Here is a 5,586-nt window from a genome sequence, read left to right on the forward strand (position 1 = left end):
CGGCCGAGCCGCGGCGGCCGGGGGCGACGAGCGCGGCGGCACCGGGCGGGAGGACTCCGGCCCGGGGCGGGGACCGGATCCGGCACCGGGATGGTCCGGCACGACGAGGTGGCCTTCGAGGAAGTACGCGAACCAGGCCCTGACCGTACGGAGGTAGGCCGTCGAGTGGTTGTAGCCGAGGATCGCGCGGTCCAGGTCGTACGGGTCGGAGAGGTCCCGCCCGCCCGCGCACAGGTAGCGGCCCGCCGCGAGCGCCGCGTCGTGGACGTTCTGCGGGTCGGCCGCTCCGTCCCCGTTGCCGTCGGCGCCCCAGACGGCCCAGGTCGACGGGATGAACTGCATGGGGCCGACCGCGCGGTCGTACAGGGTGTCCCCGTCGTACCTCCCGCCGTCGGTGTCACCGATCACGGCGAACCCGTTGCCGTCCAGCCGCGGCCCCAGGATCGGCGGACGAGCCGTGCCGTCCGGGGCCACCCGCCCGCCGCGTGCCTGCCCGGACTCGACCTGGCCGATCGCGGCCAGCAGCTGCCAGCGCAGGGCGCAGCCGGGTGCGCGGGCCGCGAGCGTCGACTCCGCCCGCCGGTACGCGGCGAGGACGGTGGCAGGCAGTGCGCCCGCGGCCGTCACGGCGGAGCCGTCCGACGCGCGGTCCGCGCCGCCGCCGCCCTCGCCCGGCACGCCTCGTGCCCGCAGCGGCGGCAGCTCGGCGCGGTACGCGGAGTCGCCGGAGACGCTCGGCCGCGCGGGTGCGGTGGGCGCCGTCTCCCCGGCGGAAGGGGATGTCTGTGCCCCCGGCGCCTGGGAGGCGGTCAGTGCCGCCATGGCCGCAGCCGCCATCGCCGTACCCCTGACACCCCTGCTGACACCTCTGCCCTTGTGCCGTGTCATACCGCAGACCCCTCCCTGTGCTGAGGCCGCACCGGAGATGAGGGCCGGTGCGGCTTCCGTCACCGGCTCTACGCGGGCGGGCGGCCGGTCCGTCGCCCGGAACCGACGGAATTTCCGGGCCTGGCGACGGACGGCGGCGCGGGCAGGCTTAACGTGGGGGGCATGCTGCGATTGCGAGTGGAGTTCACCACCGAACCCTTCGACCTGGACGAAGCCCCGGCCCATGCGCTGGTGGCACGCGAGGTCATCCAGGCGGCCGATCTGGACGCCGTGGACGTCGGACCGTTTGGCAACACGGCGGAGGGCGCGGCGGACGCGGTGCTCACCGCGGTCGACTCGCTGCTGCGTCAGGCTCTGGGCGCGGGCGCCACTCGGGTCTCGTTGCAGGTGAACGTGATCGGGGAGGAGGAGAAGTGACCGAGCCGGGAGATCACCCCCTGATCACCGCGGTCAAGCCGCTGGTGGACGCCATGGGCGCCGCGATGCTGCTGCCCGAGCAGGCCGGGCGCGACGACGTGGTCCTGGCCTGGGAGGGCGTCGAGGTGGTTGCCGTACGGCTGCCGCAGCTCTCCGAATCGCTGGACCACATCCTGGTCGCGCTGGAGCGCCGCCACGGCATGCCGCTGTCCGCGCTGGACCGCAAGACCAAGCAGTCGGTCGTCCGGCTCCTGGAGGCACGCGGTGCCTTCTCGGTGCGGCATGGGGTGGAGACGGTGGCGAGTGCCCTTGGTGTCAGCCGCTTCACTGTGTACAACTACCTGAACAGGGAAAACGCGGCGAAGAGTGAGTAGAGGCTGACTCCGCGTACACGGCCGCCGTCCATATGTCGGGACGGCGGCTTTTATGGCAACGAAGTTTCAACAAAGTGTTGACGGGGTGTTGAGGGAAGGCGTTAGCTATCCGCAGCCCGTCCGACGCACCTTGCAAAACAGCCACGGAGGCTCCCGTGACTTCGACTTCCGTACCGGGCCTCGCCCGGTTCAACACCTCGGCGGACAGCGAGGCCCAGGCCGCGCTGCACGAGGTGTGTGCCAGCTCGGCGTGGGGAAGCAAACTGCTCGCCCAGCGCCCGTACGCCACTGTGGACGCCCTCTTCGCCGCCAGTGACGCCGCCATGGCCGAACTGACCGCCGCTGATCTGGCCGAAGCGATGGCAGGGCACCCGCCGATCGGCCGGCCGAAGCCCGGTGACCCGACCTCCTCCCGCGAACAGAGCGGGATGGCCGGCGCCTCCGAGGACCTCAAGGCCGAGATGCTCGAACTGAACCTGGCCTACCAGGACAAGTTCGGCCACGTCTTCCTGATCTGCGCCACCGGCCGGACCGGTGAGCAGATGAGGGACGCCGTCCGGGAGCGGATCGACAACTCGCCCGAGCAGGAGCGGGAAATCGTCCGCACCGAGCTGGGCAAGATCAACCGCATCCGGCTGAGCCGTCTCGTAGAGGAAGAGAGCGCATGAGTACGCAAACCACGGCGTCCGTGTCCACGCACATCCTGGACACCAGCATCGGCCGGCCCGCCGAGGGCGTCGTCATCCGCCTGTCGGCCCGCGGGTCCGCCCGCGACGGCTCCGGCGCGGAGTGGGTGGCACTCGGCGGATCCGCGACCGACGCGGACGGGCGCTGCAAGAACCTGCCGGCGCTGCCGGAGGGCACCACCCATGTACGACTGGACTTCGAGACCGAGTCCTACTTTCTCGAAGTCGTGAAAAAGCAAGCCGATGCGCAGCAGGACGCCCCCGCGAATCGGGACAGCGGTGCGTTCTTCCCGGAGGTGGCGATCACGTTCGCCGTCGAACCGGGCGAGCACTACCACGTACCGCTGCTGCTCAACCCGTTCGGCTACTCCGTTTACCGAGGGAGCTAGCAGACATGCCCACGATTCTGGGACAGAACCAGTACGGCAAGGCTGAGAACCGTGTCGTCAAGATCACGCGGGACGGCGACACCCACCACATCAAGGACCTGAACGTCTCGGTCGCCCTCTCCGGCGACATGTCCGAGGTCCACTACTCCGGTTCGAACGCCAACTGCCTGCCGACGGACACCACCAAGAACACGGTGTACGCGTTCGCCAAGGAGTACGGCATCGAGTCCGCCGAGCAGTTCGGCATCCACCTCGCCCGTCACTTCGTGACCTCGCAGGAGCCGATCCACCGGGCGCGCATCCGCATCGAGGAGTACGCCTGGGAGCGCATCGCGACCTCCGACGCCAACTCGAAGTTCATCGGCGCCGACGAGGTCAAGCACTCCTTCGTCCGCAAGGGCCAGGAGACCCGGGTCACCCAGATCACCTACGACGGTGACTCGTGGGAGGTCATCTCCGGCCTCAAGGACCTGGTCGTGATGAACTCGACGAACTCCGAGTTCTGGGGTTACGTCAAGGACAAGTACACGACGCTCCAGGAGGCGTACGACCGCATCCTCGCCACCCAGGTGTCCGGTCGCTGGCGGTTCAACTGGACCGACGACGAGCAGCGCATGCCGAACTGGGAGAAGTCCTACGAGCAGGTCAAGAAGCACATGCTCCAGGCCTTCGCCGAGACGTACTCCCTCTCGCTGCAGCAGACGCTGTACCAGATGGGCTCGCGGATCATCAACAACCGCTCGGAGATCGACGAGGTCCGCTTCTCCCTGCCGAACAAGCACCACTTCCTCGTCGACCTGGAGCCCTTCGGGCTCAAGAACGACAACGAGGTCTACTTCGCCGCCGACCGCCCCTACGGCCTGATCGAGGCCACGATCCTGCGGGACGGCGTCGAGCCGCGGATCCCCGTCGACATGACCAACCTCTGACGCGGGACCGACCATGGCCCCGCCCGCCCTGACCTGGGCGGGGCCGTACCGGACAGGAGGGAACAGGTGGTTTCCTTGACACGTGTACGCAATGCGGGAGCGCCCGCGGCGGTCCTGCCCGACCTGTCCTTCCACCGTCCTTCCACCCTTTCGGCACCCACAGCCGCGCGGCTGTGGCACTCAAATCCTCCCAGGGCCCTGCCGTGCCCACACCGCCACTGAAAGACAAAGGACGCACCGCCATGGCAGCACCGGCAGCAGCCCCGCGCATCGTCATCGAGAACTGTGCGATCGCGACCGTGGACGCCGACGACACCGAGTACGCCTCGGGCCACATCGTCGTCGCCGGCAACCGGATCGAGTCGATCGGCGCGGGCAAGGCCCCCGAGAACCTGGAGAACGTGGTCCGCCGCATCGACGGCACCGGCCACCTGGTCACCCCGGGCCTGGTCAACACGCACCACCACTTCTACCAGTGGATCACCCGTGGTCTGGCCACCGACCACAACCTCTTCAACTGGCTGGTCGCGCTGTACCCGACGTGGGCGCGCATCGACGAGCAGATGGCGTACTCCGCCGCCCAGGGCTCGCTCGCGATGATGGCCCGTGGCGGCGTCACCACCGCGATGGACCACCACTACGTCTTCCCGAAGGACTCCGGTGACCTGTCCGGCGCGATCATCCGCGCCGCGTCCGAGACGGGCGTCCGCTTCACCCTCGCCCGCGGCTCCATGGACCGCAGCGAGAAGGACGGCGGCCTGCCTCCGGACTTCGCCGTCGAGACCCTCGAAGGCGCCCTGGCCGGCACCGAGGAGACCATCGACAAGCACCACGACGCCTCCTTCGACGCGATGACGCAGGTCGCCGTCGCGCCCTGCTCGCCCTTCTCCGTCTCCACCGAACTGATGAAGCAGGGCGCCGAGCTGGCCCGCCGCAAGGGCGTGCGGATGCACACCCACGGTTCGGAGACCGTGGAGGAGGAGAAGTTCTGCCACGAGCTCTTCGGCATGGGCCCGACCGACTACTTCGAGTCGACCGGCTGGCTCGGCGAGGACGTGTGGATGGCGCACTGCGTCCACATGAACGACTCCGACATCGCGGCCTTCGCCCGGACGAAGACCGGCGTCGCCCACTGTCCGTCCTCCAACGCCCGCCTCGCCGCCGGAATCGCCCGCGTACCGGACATGCTCGCCGCCGGTGTGCCGGTCGGGCTGGGCGTCGACGGCACCGCCTCCAACGAGTCGGGTGAGCTGCACACCGAGCTGCGCAACGCCCTGCTGATCAACCGGCTGAGCACCGTGCACCGCGAGCGTGCGCTCAACGCGCGCCAGGCCCTGCGCCTCGGCACGTACGGCGGCGCCCAGGTACTGGGCCGCGCCTCGCAGATCGGGTCGCTGGAGCCCGGCAAGCTCGCCGACCTGGTGCTCTGGAAGCTGGACACGCTGGCCCACTCCTCCATCGCCGACCCGGTGACCGCCCTCGTCTTCGGCGCGGCGGCCCCGGTCACCCTCTCGCTCGTCAACGGCAGGCCGGTCGTCGAGGACAGCCGCCTGCTGCACGTCGACGAGGACGCCATCGCCCGCTCCACGCGGGACGAGGCCCAGCGCCTCGCGCGGATCGCCGCGCAGGCCTAGGGGGTGTCTTGTGGATCAGGCCGGATGAGCGCGCGGGGTCTGGCGTCGTGCATCGCAAGGCGGAGGAGGAAATCGACGCGGAGCGTCGGTGACCGACGACAACGCAGCGAGGTGCGGTGCCAGGGCACGCGAGCCCGGCAAGATCCGCAAGACACCCTCTGACCCCCGGTAGTCCGGCGGAGGGGGACGGCCCTCGGCCGGCAGCCATGGACCCGAGCGGGGCCCGTGGCAGCCGTCACCCGGGGGGTGCGTGCGCCAAAGGTACGCAC

7 protein-coding genes are annotated in these 5,586 nt (G+C 69.8%); 6 read left to right on the forward strand and 1 reads right to left on the reverse strand.

Going from position 1 to position 5,586, the window contains the following annotated elements:
* On the reverse strand, nt 1–837 hold an 837-nt coding region (locus ACWGI8_RS38270), incomplete at its 3' end, for a lytic transglycosylase domain-containing protein (RefSeq protein ID WP_453668048.1).
* A gap of 216 nt (nt 838–1,053) precedes the next feature.
* Here ACWGI8_RS38270 and ACWGI8_RS38275 point away from each other — a divergent pair.
* The 6 genes from ACWGI8_RS38275 to ACWGI8_RS38300 all read left to right on the forward strand — a co-directional run bounded on the left by ACWGI8_RS38275 (nt 1,054) and on the right by ACWGI8_RS38300 (nt 5,317).
* Nucleotides 1,054–1,305, forward strand: coding sequence for a hypothetical protein (locus ACWGI8_RS38275; protein ID WP_453668054.1), 252 nt, complete (start codon nt 1,054–1,056; stop codon nt 1,303–1,305).
* Nucleotides 1,302–1,679 (forward strand): helix-turn-helix domain-containing protein, encoded by a 378-nt coding sequence (locus ACWGI8_RS38280; protein ID WP_453668049.1) that lies wholly within the window; start codon nt 1,302–1,304, stop codon nt 1,677–1,679. Before ACWGI8_RS38275 ends, ACWGI8_RS38280 begins: the two co-directional genes overlap by 4 nt.
* Nucleotides 1,680–1,834: 155 nt before the next feature.
* Complete coding sequence (uraD, locus tag ACWGI8_RS38285) at nt 1,835–2,347, forward strand: 2-oxo-4-hydroxy-4-carboxy-5-ureidoimidazoline decarboxylase (RefSeq protein ID WP_453668050.1); 513 nt, start codon at nt 1,835–1,837, stop codon at nt 2,345–2,347.
* Nucleotides 2,344–2,754 carry a hydroxyisourate hydrolase gene (uraH, locus tag ACWGI8_RS38290; RefSeq protein WP_453668051.1) on the forward strand — a complete coding sequence of 137 codons (411 nt, stop codon included), beginning with the start codon at nt 2,344–2,346 and terminating at the stop codon, nt 2,752–2,754. Before uraD ends, uraH begins: the two co-directional genes overlap by 4 nt.
* Nucleotides 2,755–2,759: 5 nt before the next feature.
* On the forward strand, nt 2,760–3,683 hold the full coding sequence (gene pucL / locus ACWGI8_RS38295; protein ID WP_453668052.1) for a factor-independent urate hydroxylase: 924 nt from the start codon (nt 2,760–2,762) through the stop codon (nt 3,681–3,683).
* A 242-nt stretch (nt 3,684–3,925) separates the two neighbouring features.
* Nucleotides 3,926–5,317, forward strand: a complete 1,392-nt coding sequence (locus ACWGI8_RS38300) for an 8-oxoguanine deaminase (protein WP_453668053.1) — start codon at nt 3,926–3,928, stop codon at nt 5,315–5,317.
* Nucleotides 5,318–5,586: the final 269 nt, after the last annotated feature.

The organism is Streptomyces sp. NPDC054841 (assembly GCF_053611045.1).

Excerpts from the sequence above, each read along its gene's own strand:
- uraH (WP_453668051.1), top strand. The coding sequence starts at position 2,344 with ATGAGTACGCAAACCACGGCGTCCGTGTCCACGCACATCCTGGACACC.
- pucL (WP_453668052.1), top strand. The coding sequence starts at position 2,760 with ATGCCCACGATTCTGGGACAGAACCAGTACGGCAAGGCTGAGAACCGT.
- ACWGI8_RS38300 (WP_453668053.1), top strand. The coding sequence starts at position 3,926 with ATGGCAGCACCGGCAGCAGCCCCGCGCATCGTCATCGAGAACTGTGCG.